This window comes from Pseudomonas sp. CAN1 (assembly GCF_030462585.1).
Lineage (GTDB): Bacteria > Pseudomonadota > Gammaproteobacteria > Pseudomonadales > Pseudomonadaceae > Pseudomonas.
In genome coordinates this window covers 18,966-42,581 of record NZ_JASMRU010000012.1, presented here as the reverse complement: position 1 = coordinate 42,581, position 23,616 = coordinate 18,966, and the positions used below count along the sequence as shown (strand labels likewise).

At 65.5% G+C, this 23,616-nt stretch carries 22 protein-coding genes; 17 read left to right on the top strand and 5 right to left on the bottom strand.

What is annotated here, in order from left to right:
- Nucleotides 1-3: 3 nt before the first annotated feature.
- The 3 genes from QO207_RS17075 (at nt 4) to sthA (ending at nt 4,146) form a co-directional block, all read left to right on the top strand.
- Nucleotides 4-1,401 (top strand): amino acid permease, encoded by a 1,398-nt coding sequence (locus tag QO207_RS17075; RefSeq protein ID WP_301533524.1) that lies wholly within the window; start codon nt 4-6, stop codon nt 1,399-1,401.
- Nucleotides 1,402-1,528: 127 nt separating this feature from the next.
- Nucleotides 1,529-2,542: an FAD:protein FMN transferase gene (locus QO207_RS17070; RefSeq protein WP_301533523.1), complete on the top strand. Its 1,014-nt coding sequence runs from the start codon at nt 1,529-1,531 to the stop codon at nt 2,540-2,542.
- A 209-nt stretch (nt 2,543-2,751) separates the two neighbouring features.
- A complete protein-coding gene (gene sthA / locus QO207_RS17065; RefSeq protein ID WP_045211662.1) occupies nt 2,752-4,146 on the top strand; it encodes a Si-specific NAD(P)(+) transhydrogenase in 1,395 nt (464 codons plus the stop codon).
- A gap of 42 nt (nt 4,147-4,188) precedes the next feature.
- Here sthA and QO207_RS17060 read toward each other — a convergent pair whose 3' ends face one another.
- The 3 genes from QO207_RS17060 to QO207_RS17050 are packed head-to-tail and all read right to left on the bottom strand — an operon-like array spanning nt 4,189 to nt 5,812.
- Nucleotides 4,189-4,911, bottom strand: coding sequence for a glycerophosphodiester phosphodiesterase (locus tag QO207_RS17060; protein WP_301533522.1), 723 nt, complete (start codon nt 4,909-4,911; stop codon nt 4,189-4,191).
- The gene (locus QO207_RS17055; protein WP_301533521.1) at nt 4,908-5,222 is read right to left on the bottom strand and encodes a phosphodiesterase; all 315 of its coding nucleotides are present in this window, start codon (nt 5,220-5,222) and stop codon (nt 4,908-4,910) included. Before QO207_RS17055 ends, QO207_RS17060 begins: the two co-directional genes overlap by 4 nt.
- A 14-nt stretch (nt 5,223-5,236) precedes the next feature.
- Nucleotides 5,237-5,812, bottom strand: a complete 576-nt coding sequence (locus tag QO207_RS17050; RefSeq protein ID WP_301533520.1) for a PilZ domain-containing protein — start codon at nt 5,810-5,812, stop codon at nt 5,237-5,239.
- Between the two features lie 124 nt (nt 5,813-5,936).
- Between QO207_RS17050 and QO207_RS17045 the strand changes: the two genes are divergently transcribed.
- The 3 genes from QO207_RS17045 to QO207_RS17035 are packed head-to-tail and all read left to right on the top strand — an operon-like array spanning nt 5,937 to nt 9,140.
- Nucleotides 5,937-7,190: a lipoprotein-releasing ABC transporter permease subunit gene (locus QO207_RS17045; protein ID WP_301533519.1), complete on the top strand. Its 1,254-nt coding sequence runs from the start codon at nt 5,937-5,939 to the stop codon at nt 7,188-7,190.
- Nucleotides 7,183-7,881, top strand: a complete 699-nt coding sequence (gene lolD / locus QO207_RS17040) for a lipoprotein-releasing ABC transporter ATP-binding protein LolD (RefSeq protein ID WP_017519266.1) — start codon at nt 7,183-7,185, stop codon at nt 7,879-7,881. Before QO207_RS17045 ends, lolD begins: the two co-directional genes overlap by 8 nt.
- A gap of 11 nt (nt 7,882-7,892) precedes the next feature.
- The gene (locus tag QO207_RS17035) at nt 7,893-9,140 is read left to right on the top strand and encodes a lipoprotein-releasing ABC transporter permease subunit (RefSeq protein ID WP_301533518.1); all 1,248 of its coding nucleotides are present in this window, start codon (nt 7,893-7,895) and stop codon (nt 9,138-9,140) included.
- 144 nt (nt 9,141-9,284) lie between these two features.
- Here the strand turns inward: QO207_RS17035 and QO207_RS17030 are convergent, their stop codons facing one another.
- A complete protein-coding gene (locus tag QO207_RS17030; protein ID WP_301533517.1) occupies nt 9,285-9,815 on the bottom strand; it encodes a DUF2062 domain-containing protein in 531 nt (176 codons plus the stop codon).
- 152 nt (nt 9,816-9,967) lie between these two features.
- Here QO207_RS17030 and QO207_RS17025 point away from each other — a divergent pair, with 152 nt between their 5' ends.
- From QO207_RS17025 to murB, 8 genes are all read left to right on the top strand, one after another.
- A complete protein-coding gene (locus QO207_RS17025) occupies nt 9,968-12,178 on the top strand; it encodes a DNA internalization-related competence protein ComEC/Rec2 (RefSeq protein ID WP_301533516.1) in 2,211 nt (736 codons plus the stop codon).
- 71 nt (nt 12,179-12,249) lie between these two features.
- The gene (locus QO207_RS17020; protein WP_301533515.1) at nt 12,250-12,885 is read left to right on the top strand and encodes a MotA/TolQ/ExbB proton channel family protein; all 636 of its coding nucleotides are present in this window, start codon (nt 12,250-12,252) and stop codon (nt 12,883-12,885) included.
- Nucleotides 12,882-13,331 carry a biopolymer transporter ExbD gene (locus QO207_RS17015; RefSeq protein WP_017519261.1) on the top strand — a complete coding sequence of 150 codons (450 nt, stop codon included), beginning with the start codon at nt 12,882-12,884 and terminating at the stop codon, nt 13,329-13,331. The genes QO207_RS17020 and QO207_RS17015 overlap by 4 nt, the downstream gene beginning before the upstream one ends.
- Nucleotides 13,331-14,329: a tetraacyldisaccharide 4'-kinase gene (lpxK, locus tag QO207_RS17010; protein ID WP_301533514.1), complete on the top strand. Its 999-nt coding sequence runs from the start codon at nt 13,331-13,333 to the stop codon at nt 14,327-14,329. Before QO207_RS17015 ends, lpxK begins: the two co-directional genes overlap by 1 nt.
- Before the next feature lie 59 nt (nt 14,330-14,388).
- On the top strand, nt 14,389-14,574 hold the full coding sequence (locus tag QO207_RS17005) for a Trm112 family protein (protein WP_081519465.1): 186 nt from the start codon (nt 14,389-14,391) through the stop codon (nt 14,572-14,574).
- Between the two features lie 4 nt (nt 14,575-14,578).
- On the top strand, nt 14,579-15,343 hold the full coding sequence (kdsB, locus tag QO207_RS17000) for a 3-deoxy-manno-octulosonate cytidylyltransferase (protein ID WP_301533513.1): 765 nt from the start codon (nt 14,579-14,581) through the stop codon (nt 15,341-15,343).
- Complete coding sequence (locus QO207_RS16995; RefSeq protein ID WP_301533512.1) at nt 15,343-15,807, top strand: low molecular weight protein-tyrosine-phosphatase; 465 nt, start codon at nt 15,343-15,345, stop codon at nt 15,805-15,807. The genes kdsB and QO207_RS16995 overlap by 1 nt, the downstream gene beginning before the upstream one ends.
- Complete coding sequence (murB, locus tag QO207_RS16990; RefSeq protein WP_301533511.1) at nt 15,804-16,823, top strand: UDP-N-acetylmuramate dehydrogenase; 1,020 nt, start codon at nt 15,804-15,806, stop codon at nt 16,821-16,823. The genes QO207_RS16995 and murB overlap by 4 nt, the downstream gene beginning before the upstream one ends.
- Nucleotides 16,824-17,114: 291 nt before the next feature.
- Here murB and rne read toward each other — a convergent pair whose 3' ends face one another.
- The gene (gene rne / locus QO207_RS16985; protein WP_301533510.1) at nt 17,115-20,321 is read right to left on the bottom strand and encodes a ribonuclease E; all 3,207 of its coding nucleotides are present in this window, start codon (nt 20,319-20,321) and stop codon (nt 17,115-17,117) included.
- A gap of 590 nt (nt 20,322-20,911) precedes the next feature.
- Between rne and rluC the strand changes: the two genes are divergently transcribed.
- The 3 genes from rluC to QO207_RS16970 are packed head-to-tail and all read left to right on the top strand — an operon-like array spanning nt 20,912 to nt 23,542.
- Nucleotides 20,912-21,868, top strand: a complete 957-nt coding sequence (gene rluC / locus QO207_RS16980) for a 23S rRNA pseudouridine(955/2504/2580) synthase RluC (protein WP_301533509.1) — start codon at nt 20,912-20,914, stop codon at nt 21,866-21,868.
- Nucleotides 21,861-22,547 carry an HAD-IIIA family hydrolase gene (locus QO207_RS16975; protein ID WP_301533508.1) on the top strand — a complete coding sequence of 229 codons (687 nt, stop codon included), beginning with the start codon at nt 21,861-21,863 and terminating at the stop codon, nt 22,545-22,547. Before rluC ends, QO207_RS16975 begins: the two co-directional genes overlap by 8 nt.
- Nucleotides 22,547-23,542 carry a S49 family peptidase gene (locus QO207_RS16970; protein WP_301533507.1) on the top strand — a complete coding sequence of 332 codons (996 nt, stop codon included), beginning with the start codon at nt 22,547-22,549 and terminating at the stop codon, nt 23,540-23,542. Before QO207_RS16975 ends, QO207_RS16970 begins: the two co-directional genes overlap by 1 nt.
- Nucleotides 23,543-23,616 lie beyond the last annotated feature (74 nt).

Genomic DNA, 23,616 nt, shown 5'->3' with positions numbered 1-23,616 from the left:
CAAATGGATGGACAACATCTGCATGAAGGCGAGCTGAAGCGCGGCCTGAAGAACCGCCACATCCAGCTGATCGCCCTCGGCGGCGCCATCGGTACCGGCCTGTTCCTGGGCTCCGCCGGCGTACTGCAATCTGCCGGCCCGTCGATGATCCTCGGCTACGCCATCGGCGGCTTCATCGCCTTCCTGATCATGCGCCAGCTGGGCGAGATGATCGTCGAGGAGCCCGTCGCGGGTTCCTTCAGCCACTTCGCGCACAAGTACTGGGGCGGTTTCGCCGGCTTCATGTCGGGCTGGAACTACTGGGTGCTGTACATCCTGGTGGGCATGTCGGAGCTGACCGCGGTCGGCAAGTACATCCAGTTCTGGTGGCCGGACTTCCCGACCTGGGCGACGGCGGCAGTGTTCTTCGTGCTGATCAACGCCATCAACCTGTTCAACGTGAAGGCCTTCGGCGAGACCGAGTTCTGGTTCGCGATCATCAAGGTCGTCGCCATCATCGGCATGATCCTGCTCGGCGTCTGGCTGCTGGTCAGCGGCACCGGCGGCCCACAGGCCTCGGTGAGCAACCTGTGGTCCCATGGCGGCTTCTTCCCCAACGGCTGGAAGGGCCTGGTGATGGTCCTGGCGATCATCATGTTCTCCTTCGGTGGCCTGGAGCTGGTCGGCATCACCGCCGCCGAAGCGGCCGAGCCGAAGAAGGTGATCCCCAAGGCGATCAACCAGGTCATCTACCGGATCCTGATCTTCTACATCGGCGCCCTGGCCGTGCTGCTCTCGCTGTACCCCTGGGATGCCCTGCTGCAGAGCATCAACAGCGCCGGCGACCCCTACAGCGGCAGCCCGTTCGTCAAGGTCTTCTCGCTGCTGGGCAGCGAGTACGCGGCCAACATCCTGAACTTCGTGGTGCTTACCGCCGCGCTGTCGGTCTACAACAGCTGCGTGTACTGCAACAGCCGCATGCTCTTCGGCCTGGCCGAGCAGGGCGACGCCCCGCGCGCCTTCGCCAAGGTCGATGACCGTGGCGTGCCGCTGCTGGCCATCGGCGTTTCGGCCTTCATCACCCTGGCCTGCGTGGTGGTCAACTACGTGATCCCGCACCAGGCGCTGGAGCTGCTGATGTCCCTGGTGGTCGCCGCGCTGGTGATCAACTGGGCGATGATCAGCCTGGCCCACATGAAGTTCCGCAAGGCCATGACCGCCAAGGGCGTGCAGCCGTTCTTCCGCGCGCTGTGGTACCCCTACGGCAACTGGCTGTGCCTGGCCTTCGTGGTGTTCATCCTCGGCATCATGCTGCAGATCCCGGGCATCGACGTGTCGGTGTACGCGATCCCGGTTTGGATCGTGCTGATGGGTGTGTGCTACCTGTTCAAGCGCAAGTCCCCGGGCAAGGCCAACGCCTGAACCGGATGAGAAACGGGAGCTTCGGCTCCCGTTTTCTTTTGGTAATGCACCTTTGCCAGAGCGGAAACAGTGGCGCCGGGTGCTTGCGGTAGAATGCCCGGCGCCGCGCCCCTGGCGGCTGATGGAGATGATCTTGTCCCGTGCAAGCCTGTTGATCGTGCTGGTTGTGGTAGCCCTGAGCGGCTGCGGGCAATCCGTCGAGCGCTTCGGCGGGCCGACCATGGGCAGCAGCTACACGGTGCAGTTCGTGCCTGTCGGCAAGGCGCCGGAGGCAGCGAAGCTCAAGGTGGAGGTCGACACGATCCTGGCGAGCCTGGACGAGCAGTTCTCCACCTACCGCGACGACTCCGTGCTGTCCCGCTTCAATGCCTTGCCGGCCGGCGCCTGCATGGCGATGCCGGCGGACCTGCTCCAACTCTGGCGCTATGGCGAGCAACTTTCCCAGCAGAGCGGCGGTGCCTTCGACCTCACGGTGGAACCGTTGATGAACCTCTGGGGTTTCGGCCCGCAGTCGCGCGCCGAGAAGGTGCCCGATGCCGCCGCCCTGGAGCAGGCGCGTGCTCGCGTCGGTCACCAGCACGTGCGCCAGGATGGCGATCAGCTGTGCAAGGATGTCGCTGCGCAGCTGGACTTCGACAGCATCGTCGCCGGTTACGCGGTGGACAAGGTCAGCGAACGCCTGGCCGAGCTGGGCCTGAAGGATTACCTGGTGGAGATTACCGGCGAGCTCAAGGCCGTGGGCCACAAGCCGGACGCCACGCCCTGGCGCATCGCCCTGGAAGTGCCCAGCGGCGAGCGCGAGCGGCAGGTGGAGCGTTCGGTGGCGCTGGACGGCATCGGCCTGTCCACCTCCGGCGACTACCGCAACTATTTCGAAGAGGGTGGGCAGCGCTATTCGCACACCTTCGATCCGCGCACCGGTGCGCCGGTCCGCCATGCGCTGGCGGCGGTCACCGTGGCGGAAGCCCAGGCCCTGCGCGCCGATGGCCTGTCGACCCTGCTGATGGTGCTGGGGCCGGAGGAGGGCTATACCTTTGCCGAACGCAACGGGCTGGCGGCCTTCTTCATCGTGCGCCAGGGCGAGGGGTTCGTAACCCGTGCGACGACGCGCTTCGAAGCGCTGTTCCCGTCGCCTGAATGAAAGCTTTGGCGGGCATGATGGTCGCCCGCAGGCTGGTAAAGGCATGTAGTGGCGGCAAAATTCGCCTACCTGCCGACCAACCGCTAATGTGCAGCCTTTTGCCGCAGGGCTAAGCTGCCCAATGATTTCGATCCGCCTCGGCGCATGTGGTGCCGGGGCTTCGCCGGGAGCGCCACGCGGGCGCCCCGGCCTGTTCTGAAGGAGTACGCATGGCTGTCTACAACTACGACGTGGTGATTCTCGGCACGGGCCCGGCAGGCGAGGGGGCGGCAATGAACGCCTCCAAGTACGGGCGCAAGCTGGCGGTGGTCGACAGCCGTCGCGTGGTCGGCGGCAACTGCACGCACCTGGGCACCATCCCGTCCAAGGCACTGCGTCATTCGGTGAAGCAGATCATCGAGTTCAACACCAACCCGATGTTCCGCCAGATCGGCGAGCCGCGCTGGTTCTCCTTCCCGGACGTGCTGAAAAGCGCCGAGCGGGTGATCTCCAAGCAGGTGTCCTCGCGTACTGGCTACTACGCGCGCAACCGCATCGACATGTTCAACGGCACCGCCAGCTTCGTCGACGAGCGCACCGTTGAAGTCGTGACCCCCAGCGGCGCCGTGGAGCGCCTGGTGGCCGACCAGTTCGTCATCGCCACCGGTTCGCGCCCGTATCGTCCCTCGGACATCAACTTCAACCACCCGCGCGTCTATGACAGCGACACCATCCTGTCGCTTAGCCACACCCCGCGCCGCCTGATCATCTACGGAGCCGGCGTGATCGGCTGCGAGTACGCCTCGATCTTCAGCGGCCTGGGCGTGCTGGTGGACCTGATCGACACCCGCGACCAGTTGCTCAGCTTCCTCGACGACGAGATTTCCGATGCGCTGAGCTACCACCTGCGCAACAACAACGTGCTGATCCGTCACAACGAGGAGTACGAGCGCGTGGAAGGCCTGGACAACGGGGTGATCCTGCACCTGAAGTCGGGCAAGAAGATCAAGGCTGACGCCCTGCTGTGGTGCAACGGCCGTACCGGCAACACCGACCGCCTGGGCCTGGAGAACATCGGCATCAAGGTCAACAGCCGCGGCCAGATCGAGACCGACGAGAACTACCGCACCTCGGTATCGAACATCTACGCCGCCGGTGACGTGATCGGCTGGCCGAGCCTGGCCAGCGCCGCCTACGACCAGGGTCGTTCGGCTGCCGGCAACATCGTCGAGCACGATGGCTGGCGCTTCGTGAACGATGTGCCGACCGGCATCTACACCATTCCGGAGATCAGCTCGATCGGCAAGAACGAGCAGGAACTGACCGTGGCGAAGATTCCCTACGAAGTGGGCAAGGCCTTCTTCAAGGGCATGGCCCGCGCGCAGATCTCCAACGAGCCGGTGGGAATGCTGAAGATCCTGTTCCACCGTGACACCCTGGAAATCCTCGGTGTGCACTGCTTCGGCGACCAGGCCTCGGAGATCGTCCACATCGGCCAGGCGATCATGAACCAGCCGGGCGAACTGAATACCCTGAAGTACTTCGTCAACACCACCTTCAACTATCCGACCATGGCCGAAGCCTACCGCGTAGCGGCGTTCGACGGCCTGAACCGGATTTTTTGAAATACCCCGACCGGCGGCCTGAGCCGGTCGGGGGGAACCTGCTCAGCGATTCCCGATCGTGGCAGTGGCCAAACCGGGAAAGTCTGTGATCAGGCTATCCACGCCAAAATCGGCGAGCCGGCGCATCAGGGCCGGCTCGTTGACGGTCCACACCGACACATGCAGCCCCTGTTTCTGCGCTTTCTGCAGGCGCTCCGGGGTGCACAGCGCCCAGTTCAGCGCCAGCAGATCGCAACCGTAGTGCGCGGCGACCTTCAACGGGTCGAGCCAGGCGTATTCGGCCACCAGCCCGCGTGACAGGTCCGGCGCCAGTTCTTCCAGCGCGCGCAGCACCGTGCGCGAACTCGAGGTCACGGTGATCCGGTCGCGCAGGCCGAAACGGCCCACCAGCTGGTGGATCGCCTGCACCGTGCGCCCGGCACGGTCCTTCGATGCGCTTTTCACTTCCAGCTGCCAGTGCTCGAACTCGCAGCGCTCGAACAGCTCCGCCAGCCGCGGGATAGGGCAGGGGCGTACCCAGCCCGGACCGCCATCACGGGCGTCCATGGTCACCAGGTCGTCCGCCAACTGCTCGGAGACCTTGCCGCGCCGGCCGGTGGTGCGCTTGAGCGTCGGGTCGTGGATCACCATCAGCTCGCCGTCGCGGGACAGGTGCAGGTCCAGCTCGCAACGCTTCACGCCATGTTCCAGGCAGCGCAGGAAGCTGTTCAGGGTGTTTTCCGGTGCTTCGCCTTTGGCGCCGCGATGGCCATAGATCAGAGTCACTGGCGCTCCTTGGGAGTCGGTGAGAGGTCCTTGAGATATTGCGAGCGGTGCTGGCGGACGGCATCGACCACCACCCCGCTCTCGAAATAGACGCTGAATTCGCGATAGTCCCAGCGCGAGATGGGTGGCTTGCCCACGGCCGGGTGTTCCTCGTCCGGCAGGCCGAAGCGCTCCAGCACGGCCTTCTGGCTTTCGCCGCGGACCGGCAGGGCAATGTGCGGGTCGCCCTGGGCGCCCACCGGGATTTCGATGGTATCGGCCAGCAGCGGCAGCGGTGTGACAAGGCAGAGCAGCAGGAGCAGGTGGCGCATGGCAATCCCTTCTTTCATTCGCCGCGGGCCTTGGCCTGGCGGCGTTCCGATGCCTGGCGCTGGAGGATGTGGCGGGCCAGCAACTGGCGCTGGGCATCGCCGAGTATGTCGAATTCGGTGCCGATCTCGTAGTCGCCTTCGGCCTGCTGCTGGCAATGGGTCACCTTGGCGCGCAGCAGCAGCCCGAGGCCCTGGGGCAGCAGGACTATCTTGAGCGCCAGGGCCTGGCCGACGGGAAGTGGCTGATCGTCGCGGAAATTGATGCCGCCCTCGGACAAGGTCACCCGCCGCGCCGGGCCGATCTCGCGCAGCAGGCTCTGGGTCAGGGCCTGGGCGATCAGGTCGATGCGCTTGTTCATCACCTTCAGGTAGCTGGCCAGCGGGCGGTCGCGCTCATGGATATGGCGCAGCAGGTGCTGCGACTCGAAGTCGGTCAGGTGCAGGTCGCTGAGCAGATTGAACAGCGCGGAATCATCCTGAAGCACTTCTCCGGAATGGATTTCGTCCTCGCGCAGCGGGCGAAATTCCAATGCGAGCGTGTCTTCAATACGATAGTATTCGCGGCGGTCATCCGCGTCTGGAGTGGACATGGCGAACCCACGGCGGCAGTGATGGTCTGAGTGTAAAGCCGCCTGCCGGGCCTCGCCACACGGAAGTCGCACGCCAGATGGATCTGACGCCCGACGCACTCTTCACCTTCTCATTCGGCCCCACATGTTCAGACCTCTTTCCGTCTACATCGGAACGCGCTACACACGCGCCAAACGCCGCAGCCACTTCGTTTCCTTCATCTCGCTCACTTCCATGATCGGCCTCGCGCTGGGCGTGGTGGTGATGATCGTGGTGCTCTCGGTGATGAACGGCTTCGACCACGAGATGCGCACCCGCGTTCTGGGCATGGTGCCCCACGCCACGGTGGAGTCCTACCAGCCGATTTCCGACTGGCAGGGCATCGCCACGCAGATCAAGACCCAGCACCCCAACGTGCTGGAGGTCGCGCCCTTCATCCAGATGCAGGGCCTGCTCAGCGCCGGCGGCACGGTACAGAAGGTGCTGATCAACGCCGTGGACCCGAACGAGGAGAGCAAGGTCTCGATCATCGACCAGTTCTTCCAGCAGGGTTCGCTCGCAAGCCTCAAGCCCGGCGAGTTCGGCATCATCATCGGTGACAAGGCGGCGAACAATCTGGGCGTGAAGCTGGGCGACAAGGTCACCTTCATCGCCCCGGAAGTCTCGGTCACCCCGGCCGGCATGTTCCCGCGCATGAAGCGCTTCACCGTGGTCGGCACCTTCCATGTCGGTGCCGGCGAGCTGGACGGCTACGTCGCCATGGTCCACATCGACGACGCTGCGCGCATGCGCCGCCTCAAGCAGGGCCAGGTCGAAGGCCTGCGCCTGAAGCTCGACGATCTGTTCCAGGCGCCGCGCACCGCCTGGGAAATTGCCCGCACGCTGAAGGGCAACGACTACTTCGCCCGCGACTGGACCCGCAGCCACGGCAACCTGTACCAGGCGATCCGCATGGAGAAATCCATGATCGGCCTGTTGCTGCTGCTGATCGTCGCGGTCGCCGCGTTCAACATCATTTCCACCCTGGTCATGGTCGTCACCGACAAGAAGGCCGATATCGCCATCCTGCGCACCCTGGGCGCCACGCCCGGGCAGATCATGGCGACCTTCATGGTCCAGGGCACGGTGATCGGCGTCATCGGCACCTTCATCGGCGGCGTGCTGGGCATCCTCGCGGCGCTCAACGTCAGCTCCGCCATTGCCCTGCTGGAGCGCCTGCTGGGCCACAAATTCCTCAACGCGGACGTCTACTTCATCGATTACCTGCCCTCGCAACTGATGAGCGAGGACGTGATCCTGGTGTGCAGCGCCGCGCTGATCCTGAGTTTCTTCGCCACCCTGTATCCGGCCTGGCGTGCGGCCCGCACCCAGCCCGCGGAGGCCCTGCGTTATGAGTAAGCCGACCCCCAACGACCAGGCCGTCCTGAGCTGCCGCGACCTCGGCAAGCGCTACGAGGAAGGCCCGCAGTCGGTCGAGGTGCTCTCCGGCGTGCAGCTGGAACTGCTGCCCGGCGAGCGCGTCGCCATCGTCGGCAGCTCCGGCTCGGGCAAGAGCACCCTGCTGAACATGCTCGGCGGCCTCGACACGCCCAGCACCGGCAGCGTCTGGCTGGCCGGCGAGCAGCTGTCGGCGCTCAACGAGAAGCAGCGCGGCCTGCTGCGCAACCGCGCGCTGGGCTTCGTCTACCAGTTCCACCACCTGCTGCCGGAGTTCACCGCCCTGGAGAACGTCTGCATGCCGCTGCTGATCGGCAAGACGCCGATCCCGGAAGCACGCCAGCGTGCCACCGCGCTGCTGGAGCGGGTGGGCCTGGGCCATCGCCTGAGCCACAAGCCGTCCGAGCTGTCCGGCGGCGAGCGCCAGCGCGTGGCCATCGCCCGCGCCCTGGTCAATACGCCGAAGCTGGTACTGCTCGACGAGCCCACCGGCAACCTCGACCAACACACCGCCCACGGTATCCAGGAGCTGATGCTGGAGCTGTCGCAGTCCCTGCGCACCGCCTTCCTGGTGGTGACCCACGACACCCACCTCGCCCAGCAGATGGACCGCGTGCTGCGCCTGGAAGAGGGTCGGCTGGTCGCCGCCTGAGGGATAACGGAATGTTCAGACCCCTGTCCGTCTTCATCGGCACCCGCTACACCCGTGCCAAGCGCCGCAACCACTACATCTCGTTCATCTCGCTGACCTCGATGATCGGCCTCGCCCTGGGCGTGCTGGCCATGATCGTGGTGCTCTCGGTGATGAACGGCTTCCAGAAGGAAATGCGCTCGCGCATCCTCGGCATGGTCCCGCACGCCGTGCTGCAGCAGGCCAGCGGCCCGCTGGACAACTGGCAGCACGTCGCCGAAGTGGCCAAGCAGAACCCGAAGATCGTCGGCGCGGTGCCCTACACCGAAGTCGACGGCATGCTCTCCTACAAGGGCATGATGCAGCCCATCGAGGTGGATGGCGTCGACCCGGCGCTGGAAACCCAGGTGTCGATCATCGGCCAGCACATGGTCCGCGGCAGCCTCGACGATCTCAAGGCCACCGAATTCGGTGTGGTCATCGGCGAGATCACCGCGCGGCGCTTCCACGTCAACGTCGGTGACAGCCTGCTGCTCATCGTTCCCGAGCCGAGCACTGCGCCCGGCGGCATCACCCCGCGCATGCAGCGCCTGAACGTGGTCGGCATCTTCAAGGTCGGCGCCGAACTGGACAGCAGCCTGGCGCTGATTCACGTGGACGACGCAGCCAGCCTCATGCGCTGGCAGCCCGGTCAGGTGCAAAGCGTGCGTATTGCCCTGAAGGACCTGTTCCAGGCACCGGAAGTCGGCGCGGCCATCGCCAGGCAACTGGGCGACGGGTATCGCTCGGTGGACTGGACCCACACCCAGGGCAGCCTGTTCAGCGCGATGAAGATGGAAAAGACCATGATCGGCCTGCTGCTGTTGCTGATCGTCGCGGTTGCCGCGTTCAACATCATCGCCACGCTGATCATGGTGGTGGCCGACAAGCGTGCGGACATCGCCATCCTGCGCACACTGGGCGCCACGCCGAAGCAGATCATGGCGATCTTCATGGTGCAGGGCACGGTGATCGGCCTGATCGGCACCGTCATCGGCTGCGTGCTGGGCGTGCTGGCGGCGTACAACGTCACCGCCATCGTCTCGACCCTGGAGCGCGTCGCCGGCACCCATGTGTTCAACTCGGACATCTACTTCATCAACTACCTGCCGTCCGACCCGCAGATCAGCGACATCGTGCTGATCTGTGTCGCGGCGCTGTCGATGAGCTTCCTCGCCACGCTGTACCCGGCCTGGCGTGCGGCCTCGACCCAGCCGGCGGAATCGCTGCGTTACGAGTGATCCACCGGTCCACGAAAAAGCCGCCCCTCGGGGCGGCTTTTTCGTTTCCAGGGGCATCCTGTAGGAGCGAGCTTGCTCGCGAACAATCTTACCGGCGACTCTGGGGTTTGGCGGTTCGCGAGCAAGCTCGCTCCTACGAAAAAATCACAACCCCTGCTGCAGATTGCGCATCGCCCGGCGCCGGCGCCAGCTGCGGCCGATCCACCAGCGCCAGTAACCCTCGGTAGCCAGGTAGCCGAGGATGCCCACGAGGATGCCGCAGATCACCGAACCAAGCAGGAACGGCTGCCAGAGCATCGACAACTCGCCGCTGATCCATTCCCAGGTCAGGTGCTCGGGCAGGGCGCGTGCCGGGATGCCCATGACCCAGGCACCCATCTTGTAGGTGCAATAGAAGACCGGCGGCATGGTGATCGGGTTGGTCAGCCAGACCAGCCCCACCGAGATCGGCAGGTTGGCCCGCACCCACACGGCCAGCGAGGCGGCCAGCAGCATCTGCAGCGGGATCGGGATGAATGCCGCGAACAGCCCCATGCCCATGGCGCGGGACACGGAGCGGCGATTCAGGTGCCAGAGGTTGGGCGACTGGATCAGCGGTCCGAGAAAGCGCAGGCCCTTGTGGTTCCTGATGCTCTCCGGATCCGGCATGTAGCGCTTGAAGATTCGGCGCGGCATGAAGGAAATCTCTGGCAGACGGACGACGCACCATTATGCCTAGCTAGATGACAGTCATTGGTTGCCAATCATGTCCGTGTGTAACCGCTGCAGGCCAGGTGGGCCGGCGGCTACGCGGAGTCGCTGGGGGAATCGGCTTGCCTCGTGCAGGGATGTTCGCACTGGCCCTGGGATTGCTGCTCCTGCGCTGGATGCCGGCGCTGCCGCCCGGCTGGGTGCTGCTGCTTATCGCGCTGGTTGCGTTGCTTTTGCTGATCACTCGCGGCTATTTCGTCGGCCTGTTCCTGCTCGGTTTTGCCTGGGCCTGCCAGTCGGCGCAGTGGGCGCTGGACGACCGGCTGGCAACGGCGCTGGATGGCCGCACGCTGTGGCTGGAGGGCAGGGTGGAAGGCTTGCCGGATCGCTCCGGGCCATCGGTGCGTTTCATGCTCGGCGAGGTTTCCAGCCCGCGGGAGAAGGTCCCTGCCACGTTGCGCCTGTCCTGGTTCGGTGGGCCGCCCGTGGAGGGCGGCGAGCGCTGGCGGCTGGCGGTAAAGCTCAAGCGTCCCCACGGCATGGCCAATGGCGCGGGGTTCGATTACGAAGCCTGGCTCACCGCGCAGCGCATTGGCGCTACCGGTAGCATCAAGGACGGCCAGCGGCTGGAATTCGCCAGCGGCCCCAGCGCCTGGCGCGAAGCCTGGCGCAAGCGCCTGCTGGCGGTGGACGCCCATGGCCGCTCGGGAGCCCTGGCGGCCCTGGTGCTGGGGGATGCTTCCGGGCTGACCACGGCGGATTGGCAGGTCCTGCAGGACACCGGAACCCTGCACCTGATGGTGATCTCCGGCTCGCACATCTCGCTGCTGGCGGGGTTGCTTTATGCCGTGGTGGCCGGGCTGGCGCGCTTCGGCTGCTGGCCGGCGCGCCTTCCCTGGCTGTCCTGTGCCTGCGGGCTGGCCGCGGCGGGAGCCTGGGCCTACAGCCTGATGGCGGGTTTCGACGTGCCGCTGCAGCGCGCCTGCGTGATGGTCTCCATCGTCCTGTTGTGGCGCCTGCGCTATCGCCATCGCGGGCTGTGGACGCCGCTGCTGGGTGCCTTGCTGGTGGTGTTGCTGGCCGAGCCGCTGGTGGTGCTGTTGCCGGGGTTCTGGTTGTCCTACGCGGCGGTGGCGTTGCTGATCTTCGGCTTCTCCGGCCGACTGGGGCGCTGGACCGCCTGGCGCACCTGGCTGCGTGCGCAATGGTTGATGGCGGTCGGGCTGCTGCCGGCGTCGATAGCCCTGGGACTGCCGCTGAGCCTGTCCGGAGTGGTCGCCAACCTGATTGCCGTGCCCTGGGTGGAGCTGGTGGTGGTGCCGCTGGCGCTGTTGGGCAGCCTGGCGCTGGGGATTCCCTGGCTGGGCGAGTTGCTGCTGTGGGTATCCGGCGGATTGCTGGAATTGCTGTTCCGCCTGCTCGGCTGGATGGCTGAACTGGCGCCGGCCTGGCAGCCGGTGGCCGCATCGGGCTGGGCGCTCGTGCTGGCCATGCTGGGTGCCTTGCTGTTGTTGGCACCCAGCGGCATTCCCCTGCGGGCATTCGGGCTGGCGATGTTTCTGCCGGTGTTCTGGCCGGCGCTGCCGCTGCCGGCATCGGGTCAGGCGCAGATCCGCGTGCTGGACGTCGGGCAGGGGCTTTCAGTGCTGATCCGCACGCGCAGCCAGGTCTGGCTCTACGACACTGGCGCGCGTAATGGCGATTTCGATATTGGCGAGCGCGTCGTCGTGCCGACGCTACGCAGCCTGGGCATCGGTCGTCTGGACATGCTGATGCTCAGCCATGCGGACAACGACCATGCCGGTGGCGCCCCCGCGGTCAAGCGCGCACTGCGCCCGGCGCAGGTCATCAGCGGTGAACCCGAGCGCCTGCCGCCGGAGCTGCAGGCCAGTCCGTGCCGTTCAGCGCAATGGATGGTCGATGGCGTCCGCTTTTCCAGCTGGAGCTGGGAGGGGGCGCGGGAAAGCAACGACCGCTCCTGCGCGCTGGAGATCGAGGCCAACGGCGAACGCATCCTGCTCACCGGCGACCTGCCGCAGCCCGCCGAGCTGGCCTGGCTGGCCGCGCATCCGGGCGAGCACATCGACTGGTTGCTGGCCGGGCATCACGGCAGCCGCAGCTCCTCCGGGCTGGCCTTCCTGCAGGCGATCCAGCCGTCCACGGCGATCATCTCCCGGGGCGCGAACAACCCCTATGGCCATCCGCATCCGTCGGTCGTCGAGCGCTTTCGCGCGCTGGGCATACGGATTCAGGATACGGCGGAGCAGGGCGCGCTGACCCTGATGCTCGGCGCCCATGGCGAGCTTGGGGGAGTGCGGGAAGGCGCACATTTCTGGCAGGAAAATTGAGACCGGGGCCGTCGGTTCGCCATGGCCCCTGTGCTAGAGTGGCGCCACTTTTTTTCAGGGGATTCACCACTGTGTGGGAACTGGTCAAAGCTGGCGGCTGGATGATGCTGCCGATCTTGCTGAGCTCCGTCGCTGCCATGGCGATCGTCGCCGAACGTCTGTGGACCCTGCGCCTGAGCCGCGTGGCCCCGCCGCAGCTGCTCGGCCAGGTGTGGAAGCAGATCAAGGACAAGAAGATGAACAGCCAGGCCCTGAAGGACCTGCGCGCCTCTTCCCCGCTGGGTGAAATCCTCGCCGCCGGCCTGGCCAACTCCAAGCATGGTCGCGAAATCATGAAGGAGTGCATCGAGGAGGCCGCTTCCCGCGTCATCCACGAGCTGGAGCGCTACCTCAATGCCCTGGGCACCATCGCCGCCATGGCGCCGCTGCTCGGCCTGCTGGGTACCGTGTTCGGCATGATCCAGATCTTCAGCGCCTTCATGGGCGACGGCATGGCCAACGCGCCGATGCTCGCCGGCGGTATCTCCAAGGCCCTGATCACCACCGCGTCCGGCCTGATCGTGGCGATCCCGGCGGTGTTCTTCCACCGCTACCTGCTGCGCCGCGTCGATGAACTGGTCATCGCCATGGAGCAGGAAGCCATCAAGCTGGTGGAAGTGACCCAGGGCGATCGCGAAGTCGACTTCGTCGAGGAAGGCAAAGCGTGAAATTCCGCCGCAGAGCGGGCGGAGCGGCCCGCGAGGACGTCTTCATCAACCTGGCGTCGCTGATCGACGTGATCTTCGTGCTGCTGCTGTTCTTCGTGGTCGCCACCTCGTTCACCAAGCCCTCGCAGCTCAAGGTCGAACTGCCCGAGGCGGTCAGCGGCACGCCGCCCGAAGCCACCGAGATCAAGCAGCTGGAGATTTCCATCAGCGTGGAAGGTCACTACGCGCTCAACGGCCAGAGCCTGGCGCGCGACGACCTGGAAAACCTGATGAACGCCATGCAGCGCGAATCCGCCGGTGACAACAGCCTGCCGGTGGTCATCACCGCCGACGGCAAGGTGGACTACCAGTCCGTGGTCACTGCGATGGATGCCGCCGGCAAGCTGGGCTTCACCCACCTGCGCATCACCACCATCGAGTCCCGGGCGGACAAGAAGACCCCCTGATGGCGTTCTCCGACCGCCTGCTCGACGCCTGGTACAAGGGCCACCCGGCCCTTGCGCTGCTCAGGCCGCTCGAGCTGCTCTACCGGCGCGTCGCCCAGGGCCGCCGGCAGGACTTCCTCTCCGGCGCGAAGCCAGCTTACCGAGCTCCCGTACCGATCATCGTGGTCGGCAACATCACCGTGGGCGGTACCGGCAAGACGCCGATGATCCTCTGGCTGATCGAACACTGCCGCGCCCGTGGGCTGAAGGTCGGTGTGGTCAGCCGTGGCTATGGCGCCAAGCCGCCGCAGACACCCTGGCGCGTGCGCGCCGAGCAGTCGGCGGCGGAAGCGGGCGACGAGCCGCTGATGATCGTGCGCCGCAGCGGCGTACCGTTGATGATCGACCCGGACCGCTCCAGCGCCGTGCGCGCGTTGCTCGCCGAAGAGCCGCTGGACCTGATCCTCTGCGACGATGGCCTGCAGCACTACCGTCTGGCCCGCGACCTGGAACTGGTGCTGATCGATGCCGCGCGAGGCCTGGGTAACGGTCACTGCCTGCCAGCCGGGCCGCTGCGTGAGCCCGCCGAGCGATTGGCCGAAGTCGACGCCGTGCTGCACAACGGTGCGCCGTCCGATCCGCCGGGGGCCTTCTCCTTCACCCTGCGACCTTCTGCCCTGGTCAACCTGGCGAGTGGCGAGCGGCGGGATGTGGCGCATTTTCCTACAGGACAGTCGCTACATGCGCTGGCCGGGATCGGCAACCCGCAGCGTTTCTTCACGACGCTCGAGGCGCTAAACTGGCGGCCGATTCCGCATCCCTTCCCCGACCAWGCGGCCTATACCGCCGAGCAGCTGCGCTTTACGCCGGAACTGCCGCTGGTCATGACCGAGAAGGACGCGGTGAAATGCCGGTCCTTCGCCGCGCCCGACTGGTGGTATCTCGCCGTCGAAGCGCAGCCGTCGCCGGCCTTCGTCGCCTGGTTCGACGCCCAGCTCGAGCGCCTGCTCGCCCGCTGATCCGTCGTCGCAGCCCGGTACCGCCGGCTTTCTACCTTTTCAAGCTCAAGGAACGCACCATGGACCCGAAACTCCTCGATATCCTCGCCTGTCCGCTGTGCAAGGGCCCGCTCAAGCTCACCGACGACAAGTCCGAGCTGATCTGCAAGACCGACGGCCTTGCCTACCCGGTGCGCGACGGCATCCCGGTGATGCTCGAAGGCGAGGCGCGTACCCTGAACGTCGACGAGCGTCTGGACAAGTAACGCCATGAGCCAGGCCTATACCGTCGTCATTCCCGCCCGCTATGCCTCCACCCGCCTGCCCGGCAAGCCGCTGCAGGACATAGCCGGCAAGCCGATGATCCAGCACGTCTGGGCGCAGGCCGGCAAAAGCTCGGCCACCCAGGTGGTGGTCGCCACCGATGACCAGCGCATCTTCGATGCCTGCCAGGGTTTCGGTGCCCAGGTGGTGCTGACCCGCGCCGACCACAACTCCGGCACCGACCGCCTGGCGGAAGTGGCCGACGCGCTGGGCCTGGCCGACGACGCCATCGTGGTCAACGTGCAGGGCGACGAGCCGCTGGTGCCGCCGTCGATCATCGACCAGGTGGCCGCCAACCTCGCCGCGCACCCGGAAGCCGGCATCGCCACCCTGTGCGAGGAAATCCATGACCCGGCCGCGCTGTTCAACCCGAACATCGTCAAGGTAGTCAGCGACAAGAATGGCCTGGCCCTGACCTTCAGCCGCGCCACGCTGCCCTGGGCGCGCGACGCTTTCGCAGTGGACCGCGAAAGCCTGCCGGCCAACGTACCGTACCGCCGCCACATCGGCATTTACGCCTATCGCGCGCGCTTCCTTCGCGACTTCGTGGCCTGGGGCCCGTGCTGGCTGGAAGACACCGAGTGCCTGGAGCAACTTCGCGCGCTCTGGCATGGCGTGCGCATCCATGTGGCCGATGCCCTGGAAGCGCCGCAGGCCGGCGTCGATACCGCGGAAGACCTGGAGCGCGTCCGGCGCATCCTGGGGGCCTGATGAAGGTCCTGTTCGTCTGCCTGGGCAACATCTGCCGCTCGCCCACCGCCGAGGGCGTGTTCCGCCACAAGGTGCGTGCGGCTGGCCTGGAAGAACGCATCGAGATCGACTCGGCCGGCACTGGCGACTGGCATGTCGGCAAGGCGCCGGATGCGCGCACCCGTGCCGCCGCGCTGCGTCGTGGCTATGACCTGTCGGGCCTGCGGGCGCGGCAGGTCAGCGTTGCCGACTTTTCCCGCTATGACCTGGTCCTGGCCATGGATAACGCCAACCTGCGTGACTTGAAACGTCTGCGCGGTAGCAGCGGCCAGGCGGAGCTGGACCTGTTCCTGCGCCGCTACGAGCTGGAACTCGATGAAGTCCCTGACCCGTACTACGGCGGCGAGGATGGTTTCGAGCAGGTGCTGGACCTGGTGGAAAGGGCCTGCGACGGCCTGCTGGCAGAAGCGAAGGGGCGCCTGTGACGCTGCAACTGCAAGAACGCATTTCCCTCAAGCCCTACAACACCTTCGGTGTCGAAGTCGCAGCGCGCTGGTTCGCCCAGGCCCACGATGACGCCGAGGTGCGCGCGGGGATTGTTGCCGCGGCTGAAAAGGGCCTGCCATTGATGGTCATCGGCGGCGGCAGCAACCTGCTGCTGACCCGTGATGTCGGGGCACTGGTGCTGCGCATGGCCTCCCGCGGTGTGCGTGTCGTCAGTGATGATGGCGAGCGCGTGGTGGTCGAGGCAGAAGCTGGCGAGGTATGGGACGACTTCGTGCGCTGGACCCTGGCCCAGGGGCTGGGCGGTCTGGAAAACCTCAGCCTGATCCCCGGCACCGTGGGTGCTGCGCCGATGCAGAACATCGGCGCCTACGGTGTCGAGATCAAGGACGTCTTTGCTGGACTGACCGCACTGGACCGCGAGAGCGGCGAGCTGCACGAGTTCGGGCTGGAAGACTGTGCCTTTGCCTACCGCGAAAGTCGCTTCAAGCGCGAGCCGGGGCGCTGGCTGATCCTGCGGGTGCGCTTCGCCCTGAGCCGTGCGGCCAAGCTGCACCTGGACTACGGTCCGGTGCGTCAACGTCTGGCAGAGGAGGGCGTGACCGCGCCGACGCCGGCCGATGTTTCGCGGGTGATCTGCGCGATCCGCCGCGAGAAGCTCCCGGACCCGGCGATGCTGGGCAATGCCGGCAGCTTCTTCAAGAATCCGCTGGTCACTGCCGCGCAGGCCGAAACACTGCTTCAGCAGTACAGCGACCTGGTCGCTTATCCGCAGGGCGATGGCCTGATGAAGCTGGCCGCCGGCTGGCTGATCGACAAGGCCGGCTGGAAGGGCTTCCGCGATGGCGCCGCCGGCGTGCATGCGCAGCAGGCGCTGGTACTGGTGAACTACGGCGGCGCCACGGGAGTGCAGCTGCATGCCCTGGCCGAGCGCATTCGTGACGACATCCGCCAGCGCTTCGGTGTGGAGCTGGAGATGGAGCCGAATCTCTACTGAGATCGCTTCGTCCGAATAAAGGGGATGCCGCGGCATCCCCTTTTTTGTGTCTGCGATTCGCCGCTATATGCCCAGCGACGCTGCATCTCCTTGTAGGAGCGAGCTTGCTCGCGAACCGGCCAGGGGGCGGAGCCAAGCTGGGCGTAGGAGCGGACTCCGTCCGCGATTGGCCTCCGGCGCGCTGCGGACCTATCGCGGACGGAGTCCGCTCCTACGTAACAGGCGAACCCAGCAGTGCAGGCAATAAAAAAGGGGATGCCGTGGCATCCCCTTTTTCCGATCAGGAAGCTATCAGTGGTGGTGCTTTTCCACCACGGAACCTTCTTCTTCCTCGGTCTTCTCAGCCTGTTCGGCTTTCTCGCCTTCAGCCTGCTCGGCAGCTTCAGCTTCGTTCACTACCTCGGCCACAAGGGTTTCGGCGGTAACGTCGGCGGCCGGCTCGACCACGACTTCAGCTTCCACGGCAGCGGTCTCTTCGACCACTACTTCGGCAACCGGAGCCTGCTCGACCTGCGGGGCAGCAGCTGCAGCAGCGGCGGCTTCGCGGGCGGCGCGTTCCTGGCGACGACGCTCGCGCGGGTCGTTGGAGGCGCGGCCGGTGGCGTTGGCCGGAACGGCCGCAGCTTCTTCGGTAGCCGCTTCGGCAGCAGCCGGAGCTTCCTCGGCAACCACTGCAGCTTCGGCTTCGACCTTGGGCTCTTCGACCAGTTGGGCGACGGCTTCGATCACGGTTTCAGCAGCCGGGGTCGGTGCTTCTTCCGCGAACGCTGGTTCGGCAGCAACCACTTCAGCGCTTTCGCTGGTGGCTTCTACCGGCTCGGCAGCCTGTTCGGCGGGCTTGGCCAGGAACTCGATGGTCTGCTCCAGGGCGCTTTCGGTGCGTACGGCTTCAACCACGCCGGATTCCAGCGGCTGGGCCTCGGCCTGGGCAGCGGGCTGCTCCTGCTCGGCGGCGGCTTCGGCAACGGCTACAGCGGTGGCGGCGGCAGCGACCATGGCGGCAGGCGACGGGGTGTCGGAAGCAGCCTGTTCGGCAGTACCTTCGGCACTCACTTCGCCATCGGCGCCTTCAACACCATCCACACCGGCTTCACGCTGGCGCTCGCGGCGGTTGCTGCGGCGACGCTGGCCACGGGAGCGGCGACGCGGACGCTCGTCGTCCGAGCCTTCGTCGTCCTGTTGATCCAGCAGCTCCTCGTTCGGCAGCTCTTCGGCTTCCAGGGCGGCGACATCGCTAACCGGACGCTCTTCGCGCGGCTGGCGCTCTTCACGGGGCTGACGCTCGGCGCGCTCACCACGTTCGGCACGCGGTTGACGCTCTTCACGCGGCTGGCGCTCTTCGCGCGGTTGACGTTCGCTGCGCTCGCCACGCTCTTCGCGGGGCTGACGCTCTTCACGCGGCTGACGCTCGGCACGCTCTTCACGCGGTTGACGCTCTTCGCGCGGCTGGCGTTCAGCGCGCTCTTCACGGGGCTGACGCTCCTCGCGCGGTTGACGCTCGGCACGCTCTTCGCGCGGCTGGCGCTCCTCGCGGGGCTGACGCTCGGCGCGTTCTTCACGCGGCTGACGCTCTTCGCGGGCAGGGCGCTCGGCACGCTCGCCGCGTTCGCCACGCTCGTCGCGACGACCACGCTCGCCACGTTCCTTGCGCTCGTCATCACGGCGGCCACTGTCGCGACCGTCACGGCGACGGTTCTGCTGACGGCCGTTGCGACGCTCGCCCTGGCCCTCGCTGCGATCGGCGGCCGGTTTCTCGGCGGCGACCGGAGTCGGCTCCGGCTTGCTGCCGGCGAACAGGCCTACCAGCGACTTCACCAGGCCCTGGAACAGGCTCGGCTCGGGCATGGGCTTGGTGGCTTCGACGGCGACCGGTGCTTCAGCGGCAGTCTGTTGCGGAGCAGGGGTCTGCGGGGAAACGGTCTTCACCGCGGCTTCCTGGCGAACCAGGGTGCGGGTGGCGCTGACCGGCTGGACTTCCTCGTGCTCTTCCGGGGCCATCTCGTAGCTGGCGTGGCCGGACAGCAGTTCGGGGTTGTCGTCACGCAGGCGCTGGACTTCGAAGTGCGGAGTTTCCAGGTGGTCGTCCGGCAGGATGAAGATGCGCGCGCGGGTGCGCAGTTCGATCTTGGTGATGGCGTTGCGCTTCTCGTTGAGCAGGAAGGCGGCAACCTGGAACGGCACGCGCGCACGAACTTCGGCGGTGCGGTCCTTCAGGGCTTCTTCCTCGATCAGGCGCAGGATGGCCAGCGACAGGGATTCGACGTCACGGATGATGCCCTGGCCGTTGCAACGCGGGCAGACAATGCCGCTGGTCTCGCCCAGGGACGGACGCAGGCGCTGACGGGACATTTCCAGCAGGCCGAAGCGCGAGATGCGACCGACCTGGACGCGGGCACGGTCGGCTTCCAGGGCTTCGCGGACGCGTTCTTCCACGGCGCGCTGGTTCTTCGCCGGGGTCATGTCGATGAAGTCGATGACGATCAGGCCGCCGATGTCACGCAGACGCAGCTGGCGGGCGATTTCCTCGGCCGCTTCCAGGTTGGTCTGCAGCGCGGTTTCCTCGATGTCGCCGCCCTTGGTGGCGCGCGCCGAGTTGATGTCGATGGACACCAGGGCTTCGGTCGGGTCGATGACGATGGAGCCGCCCGAGGGCAGTTTCACTTCGCGCTGGAAGGCGGTTTCGATCTGGCTCTCGATCTGGAAGCGGTTGAACAGCGGAACGCTGTCCTGGTACAGCTTCACCTTGCTCGCGTACTGCGGCATGACCTGGCGGATGAAATTCAGGGCTTCTTCCTGGGCGTCGATGCTGTCGATCAGCACTTCGCCGATGTCCTGGCGCAGGTAGTCGCGGATGGCGCGGATGATGACGTTGCTTTCCTGGTAAATCAGGAACGGACCGTTGCGCTCGCCGGAGGCTTCCTTGATGGCGCCCCACAGTTGCAGCAGGTAGTCCAGGTCCCATTGCAGCTCTTCGGAGCTGCGGCCCAGGCCCGCGGTGCGGACGATCAGGCCCATGTCGCCGGGAACGGTCAGGCCGTTCAGGGCTTCACGCAGTTCGTTGCGCTCTTCACCCTCGATGCGGCGGGAGATGCCACCGGCGCGCGGGTTGTTGGGCATGAGGACCAGGTAACGGCCGGCGAGGCTGATGAAGGTGGTCAGGGCGGCGCCCTTGTTGCCACGTTCTTCTTTCTCGACCTGGACGATGACTTCCTGGCCTTCGCTCAGGACGTCCTTGATGTTGATGCGGCCTTCAGGGTTCTTCTTGAAGTACTCGCGGGAGATTTCCTTGAGGGGAAGGAAGCCGTGGCGTTCGGCGCCGAAGTCGACGAATGCGGCCTCGAGGCTCGGCTCGATGCGGGTGATGCGGCCTTTGTAGATGTTGGCCTTTTTCTGTTCGCGCGCGCCGGACTCGATGTCCAGGTCGAACAGGCGTTGGCCGTCTACCAGCGCTACACGCAACTCTTCGGGTTGAGTTGCGTTGATCAGCATTCTTTTCATGTAGTACCAATGGTTTCCGGGGCCACCGGAAACGGCGATCGGCACACACGACTCTCACGGTCGGTGCTAAGGCACGTACTCAGGAACGGCGGACCATTCCAGTGTCCAGCGGCAGCAGGATAAATCTGCTGTGCCGCGACTACGTTTCCTGCTTGTCGAGTAAGAACAAGCACTCATCAGGAGGAGGAATTGGCTGTCAGATGCGGACGGCAAGTGCGTCTACGTTCAAGGCATGCGTTCAAGGCATGAAAGCAACGCAATCCGACAGTTGTGCATCTCCACCCTGCACATTTCCCTAAGAGCCGGGTGCCACTCGCTGAATCCGGGAGCGGGGTTGGCTTTTATCACGGCGACATTGGCTGCCGTGGTCATGTCTGAAGGCCTGGGTTTCGAGGCGCTGTCGGCGCGAGAATCGCTCGGGCCGTTGCAACGCTTCCGGGGACTGCCTCGTGTCCGTTCAATGTGTTTGCAGGCGGTTGGGGATGGCGATTACGCGATCATCCGCAGGCCTGGCCACTTTTGGCGGCCTCCCGAATATAGCAGCAATGATTAAGTGCTTCAATTGAATGAAAAATTGTTATCATGTACGGATGACAAATCCCGCCCCTCCGACTTCCGGCGTCCAGCTGCTTGAAGTCGCGCCGGAGTATGCCGGCCAACGAATCGACAATTTCCTCCGTACTCAGCTCAAGGGCGTGCCCAAGACGCTGATCTATCGCATCCTGCGCAAGGGCGAAGTGCGGGTGAATAAAGGACGCATCAAGCCCGAGTACAAGCTGCAGGCGGGCGATGTGATCCGTGTTCCGCCGCTGCGGCTGGCCGAGCGTGATGAGCCGGTGCCGCTGGCCCAGGGTCTGCTCGAGCGCCTGGAAGCCTCCATCGTCTTCGAGGACAAGGCGCTGATCGTGGTGAACAAGCCTACCGGTATCGCTGTGCATGGCGGCAGCGGCCTGAACTACGGCGTCATCGAGGCATTCCGGCAGCTGCGTCCGGAGTGCAAGGACCTGGAGCTGGTGCACCGTCTGGATCGCGACACTTCCGGCCTGCTGATGATCGCCAAGAAGCGCAGCATGCTGCGCCACCTGCACGACGCCCTGCGCGGTGAACGCATTGTGGACAAGCGCTATCACGCGCTGGTGCGCGGCAACTGGCCGGCGGCGAAGAAGCAGATCGCCGTGCCGCTGCTGAAGAACAACCTGCGCTCCGGCGAGCGTGTGGTGGAAGTGAATCCCGAGGGCAAGGAAGCGCTGACCGAGTTCAAGGTGCTGCGCCGCTTCGGTGACTTCGCCACCCTGGTGGAGGCGCGGCCGATCACCGGCCGTACCCACCAGATTCGCGTGCACGCCAAGCATGCCGGCCACTCCATCGCCGGCGATCCCAAGTACGGCGACGAAGACTTCTCCCGCGAAATCCGTGAGCTGGGCGGCAAGCGCCTGTTCCTGCACTCGGCCTACCTGCGTGTGCCGCTGCCTGATGGCGCGGTGCTGGAGCTGGAAGCGCCGGTGGATGAGGTCTGGCTGCGTACCGTGGAGCGCCTGGATGCGTGAGTATTCCCTGCTGATCTTCGATTGGGATGGCACGCTGGTGGATTCCATCGGTCGTATCGTCGAGGCGATGCGCGTCGCGGCGGTCAACTCCGGGCTTCCCGAGCGCAGTGATGCGGCGATCAAGGGCATCATCGGCCTGGGGCTGCCCGAGGCAATCCAGACGCTGTATCCCGAAGTCGTGGATGGCGAGCCGCTGGAGCGCTTCCGTGTCGATTACGGCAATCACTACCTGAGCCTGGAGGTGCAGCCTTCGCCGCTGTTCCCTGGCGTGGCCGAAGCGATGGCAGAGTTTCGCAGTGCCGGCTACCAGCTGGCCGTGGCMACCGGGAAGAACCGCCGCGGGCTGGATCGCGTGCTGGCGGGGCAGGGCTGGACCGATTTCTTCGATATTACCCGCGCCGCCGACGAGTCGGCGAGCAAGCCGGACCCGCGCATGTTGCACGAGATTCTCGAGCACTGCCGCGTCGATGCCCGTGATGCGCTGATGGTGGGGGACTCGCCGTTCGATCTGGAAATGGCTCGTCGTGCCGGCATGGATTCGGTGGCGGTGGGTTATGGTGCGCAGTCGCTGGAGATTCTTCGCGAGTATGCTCCGGCGCTGGAAGTAGGGCATTTCAATGAATTGCGCGCCTGGCTGGCCGGGCGCTCGGTGAAACCGCAGCTTGAGGTGGGTAACTGATGTCGGATGAATGGAAGGCGGACGATAGCAAGGCTGCGCAACCCGCGGCGGCTGATGACAAGAGCTGGAAGCTGCTGGAAAAGGCAGTTCTGGCGGGCGTGCAGGAGCAGCGCCGGTCGCGCCGCTGGGGCATCTTCTTCAAGTTGCTGACCTTCCTTTATCTGTTCGGCGCGCTGGCGCTGTTCAGTCCGTTGAGTGGTCTGTCCAAGTCCGCCTCGCGCGGCGCCAGCCACACGGCGATGATCGAAGTGAAGGGCATGATCGCCGACAATGAGGCGGCCAGTGCCGACAACATCGTTGGTGCGCTGCGTGCGGCCTTCGAGGATGCCGGCACCAAGGGCATCGTCCTGCGTATCAACAGCCCCGGCGGCAGCCCGGTGCAGTCCGGCTATATCTACGATGAGATCAAACGCCAGCGCGGCGAGCATCCGGATATCAAGGTCTATGCAGTGATCAGTGATCTGGGCGCTTCCGGTGCCTATTACATTGCCAGCGCTGCCGACGAGATCTATGCGGACAAGGCCAGCCTGGTGGGCTCCATTGGCGTGACCGCGGCGACTTTCGGCTTCGTCGGCACCATGGAGAAGCTGGGGGTGGATCGCCGCATCTATACCTCGGGCGAGCACAAGGCGTTCCTCGATCCGTTCCAGCCGCCGAAAGCGGATGAAACCGCGTTCTGGCAGCAGGTGCTGGATACCACGCACAAGCAGTTCATTGACAGCGTGAAGAAGGGGCGTGGCGATCGCCTGAAGGACAAGGATCATCCGGAGCTGTTCTCCGGTCTGATCTGGTCTGGCGAGCAGGCGCTGCAACTGGGTCTGATCGATGGCCTGGGCAGCACCAGCTACGTGGCGCGCGAGATCATCAAGGAAAAGGAAATCGTCGACTACACCGTCCAGGACTCGCCTTTCGACCGCTTCGCCAAGAAGCTGGGCGCCAGCGTCGCCGAGCGCATGGCGCTGTGGATGGGCTGGCAGGGGCCGATGCTGCGCTGATGCGCTTCCTTAAATAGGCGTCCTTGTATAAGGCGCCATATATAAAGCTGCTTATAGAAGAAAGGGCCCGGCGA

Excerpts from the sequence above, each read along its gene's own strand:
- sthA (WP_045211662.1), top strand. The coding sequence starts at position 2,752 with ATGGCTGTCTACAACTACGACGTGGTGATTCTCGGCACGGGCCCGGCA.
- QO207_RS17030 (WP_301533517.1), bottom strand. The coding sequence starts at position 9,815 with ATGCCGCGCCGAATCTTCAAGCGCTACATGCCGGATCCGGAGAGCATC.
- QO207_RS17075 (WP_301533524.1), top strand. The coding sequence starts at position 4 with ATGGATGGACAACATCTGCATGAAGGCGAGCTGAAGCGCGGCCTGAAG.
- QO207_RS17055 (WP_301533521.1), bottom strand. The coding sequence starts at position 5,222 with ATGCGCCACCTGCTCCTGCTGCTCTGCCTTGTCACACCGCTGCCGCTG.
- rne (WP_301533510.1), bottom strand. The coding sequence starts at position 20,321 with ATGAAAAGAATGCTGATCAACGCAACTCAACCCGAAGAGTTGCGTGTA.
- QO207_RS17045 (WP_301533519.1), top strand. The coding sequence starts at position 5,937 with ATGTTCAGACCTCTTTCCGTCTACATCGGAACGCGCTACACACGCGCC.
- kdsB (WP_301533513.1), top strand. The coding sequence starts at position 14,579 with ATGAGCCAGGCCTATACCGTCGTCATTCCCGCCCGCTATGCCTCCACC.
- QO207_RS16970 (WP_301533507.1), top strand. The coding sequence starts at position 22,547 with ATGTCGGATGAATGGAAGGCGGACGATAGCAAGGCTGCGCAACCCGCG.
- QO207_RS17035 (WP_301533518.1), top strand. The coding sequence starts at position 7,893 with ATGTTCAGACCCCTGTCCGTCTTCATCGGCACCCGCTACACCCGTGCC.
- QO207_RS17025 (WP_301533516.1), top strand. The coding sequence starts at position 9,968 with ATGTTCGCACTGGCCCTGGGATTGCTGCTCCTGCGCTGGATGCCGGCG.
- QO207_RS16995 (WP_301533512.1), top strand. The coding sequence starts at position 15,343 with ATGAAGGTCCTGTTCGTCTGCCTGGGCAACATCTGCCGCTCGCCCACC.
- QO207_RS17005 (WP_081519465.1), top strand. The coding sequence starts at position 14,389 with ATGGACCCGAAACTCCTCGATATCCTCGCCTGTCCGCTGTGCAAGGGC.
- QO207_RS17050 (WP_301533520.1), bottom strand. The coding sequence starts at position 5,812 with ATGTCCACTCCAGACGCGGATGACCGCCGCGAATACTATCGTATTGAA.
- QO207_RS17070 (WP_301533523.1), top strand. The coding sequence starts at position 1,529 with ATGATCTTGTCCCGTGCAAGCCTGTTGATCGTGCTGGTTGTGGTAGCC.
- lolD (WP_017519266.1), top strand. The coding sequence starts at position 7,183 with ATGAGTAAGCCGACCCCCAACGACCAGGCCGTCCTGAGCTGCCGCGAC.
- rluC (WP_301533509.1), top strand. The coding sequence starts at position 20,912 with ATGACAAATCCCGCCCCTCCGACTTCCGGCGTCCAGCTGCTTGAAGTC.